Source organism: Pseudomonas sp. zjy_15, assembly GCF_043101865.1.
Lineage (GTDB): Bacteria > Pseudomonadota > Gammaproteobacteria > Pseudomonadales > Pseudomonadaceae > Aquipseudomonas > Aquipseudomonas putida_Y.
The window spans coordinates 1-2,481 of the sequence record NZ_JBICII010000014.1; the positions used below are offsets into that span (position 1 = coordinate 1).

The following is a 2,481-nucleotide window of genomic DNA, read 5'->3' on the forward strand; positions in this document are numbered from 1 at the left end:
ACCGGCAAGCCCAAGGGTGCCGGCAACCGCCACAAGGCGCTGACCAACCGTTTGTGCTGGATGCAGCAGGCCTACGGCCTGGATGCCAGCGACACGGTGCTGCAGAAGACCCCGTTCAGCTTCGACGTGTCGGTGTGGGAGTTCTTCTGGCCGCTGATGTTCGGTGCCCGCCTGGTGGTGGCCGCACCGGGCGATCACCGCGACCCGGCGCGGCTGGTAGCGTTGATCGAGCGTGAGCAGGTCAGCACGCTGCACTTCGTGCCGTCGATGCTGCAGGTGTTCCTGCAAGACCCAGGTGTGGCCAGTTGCACCAGCCTCAGGCGCATCGTCTGCAGTGGCGAGGCGTTGCAGGTGGATGCCCAGCGACAGGTGTTCGCCAAGCTGCCACAGGCCGGCCTGTACAACTTGTATGGCCCGACCGAAGCGGCCATCGACGTCACCCACTGGCGCTGCCGCGACGAAGGGCTGGACAGCGTGCCGATCGGCCAGCCGATTGCCAACCTGAGCACCTATGTGCTGGGTAACGACCTGACCGTCGTGCCGGCCGGCGTGGTGGGCGAGCTGTACCTGGGGGGCGAGGGCCTGGCGCGGGGTTACCACCGCCGCCCGGGGCTGACGGCCGAACGCTTCGTCGCCAGTCCGTTCGGTGACGGCCAGCGGCTGTACCGCACCGGTGACTTGGCCCGCCAGCGCGCCGATGGCGTGATCGAGTACATGGGGCGTATGGATCACCAGGTGAAGATCCGTGGCCTGCGTATCGAATTGGGCGAGATCGAAGCGCGCCTGTTGGAGCAGAGCGAAGTGCGCGAAGCGGCCGTGCTGGCGGTTGGTACTGGTGCCGACGTGCAACTGGCCGCCTATGTGGTGCCCGCTGAGGGCCTCGATGCAACCGACGAGGCAGTACAGGCCTCTCTGCGCGAGGTGCTCAAGGCCCGCCTGGGGACGCTGCTGCCCGACTACATGGTGCCCACCTATGTGCTGCTGCTCGAACATTTGCCGCTGAGTCCCAACGGCAAGCTCGACCGCAAGGCCCTGCCGGACATCGAACGGCGCCAAGGGCGCGCCGCCCACCGGCCACCGGTCGATGAGGAGGAATGCCTGCTGGCTGAGCTGTGGTGCGAGGTGCTCGGGGTACCCGAGGTGGGCCTGGACGACGATTTCTTCGAACTCGGTGGCCACTCGCTGCTGGTGGTGATGTTGCTGTCGCGCATCCGCAGCACATTCGGCATCGAACTGCCGATCAAGGAATTCCAAGGATTGCGCACGTTCGCGGATCTGGCGGCCTACCTCAAGGTCACCGCGAATGGGCAGGCATCTACCGACGAACTCGACCTGATCTTCGACGCGCTCGATGAACTGGAGGAAAACAATGCTCAAGCCTGATCCCTCACGTTCCCAGGAACTGATCGAACGCATCCAGGGGCTGGACAGCAACAAGCGCCAGCAACTGTTCAGCAAACTGCGCCAGGCAGGTGTCAACGTCGCCCGCCTGCCGATCGTGCCCGCACGCGAAAGCGGCTTGCTACCGCTTTCCCACGCACAGCAGCGCCAGTGGTTCTTGTGGCTGCTCGAACCACAATCGGCGGCCTACAACATCTGCACGGCGCTGCGGCTCAAGGGTGAGTTCGATGGGGCGGCCATAGAACAGGCATTGCAGGAGCTGATCGCGCGCCAGGCAAGCTTGCGTACCCGCTTCGTCGAGGAGGATGGTCAGGCCTGGCAGCGCATTCTGACGCCACAAGAACTGGCCTTTGCATTGCAGCGTCGTGAGGCGGCCGAGGCCAGCCCGGCGCAGGCCATCGAGGCATGCGTAAACGAACAGGCCATGCTCCCGTTCGACCTCACGACGCAACCGTTGATTCGCGCCTGCCTTTTGCAATTGGCCAGTGACGATCATGTGCTGGTGCTGACCTTGCACCACATCATCACCGATGGCTGGTCGATGGGTGTGCTGGTCGAGGAACTGCTGGCGCTCTACCAGGCGGCCCGACAGGGCACGGTGGCGCAGTTGCCCGAATTGTCGATCCAGTATGCCGACTACGGCATGTGGCAGCGCCAATGGCTGGAGGCCGGCGAGCGTGAGCGGCAGCTGGCCTACTGGCAAGCGCAACTCGGTAGCGAACAGGCCGTGTTGGCGCTGCCGCTGGACCGCCTGCGCCCGGCTGCCCAAAGCTTCCGCGGCGCAAGCCTGGGCTTGCACCTGCCGGCAGCGCTGCGCGATGGTCTGCGGCAGTTGGCCCGGCAACAGGATGTGTCGTTGTTCACGGTACTGCTGGCCAGCTTCCAGGTTTTGCTGCATCGCTACAGCGGTCAGGCCGACATCCGGGTCGGCGTGCCTAATGCCAACCGCAACCGAGCCGAGGCCGAGCGCCTGATCGGTCTGTTCGTCAACACCCAGGTTTTCAAGAGCCTGCTCGATGGCCAGCTTCCGTTTGACGCTTTGATGCGTGCTGTGCACCTGACCGGGCAGGATGCGCAGGC

General features: G+C 64.9%; 2 protein-coding genes. Both read left to right on the forward strand.

The features are described from left to right. Window positions 1–1,383, forward strand: a 1,383-nt coding sequence (locus tag ACF8EF_RS01495) for an AMP-binding protein (protein WP_392528989.1), incomplete at its 5' end; no start/stop codon positions are given. After that, window positions 1,370–2,481 (forward strand): condensation domain-containing protein (locus ACF8EF_RS01500; RefSeq protein WP_392461682.1); only part of this gene is annotated, 1,112 nt, incomplete at its 3' end. The genes ACF8EF_RS01495 and ACF8EF_RS01500, both read left to right, overlap by 14 nt.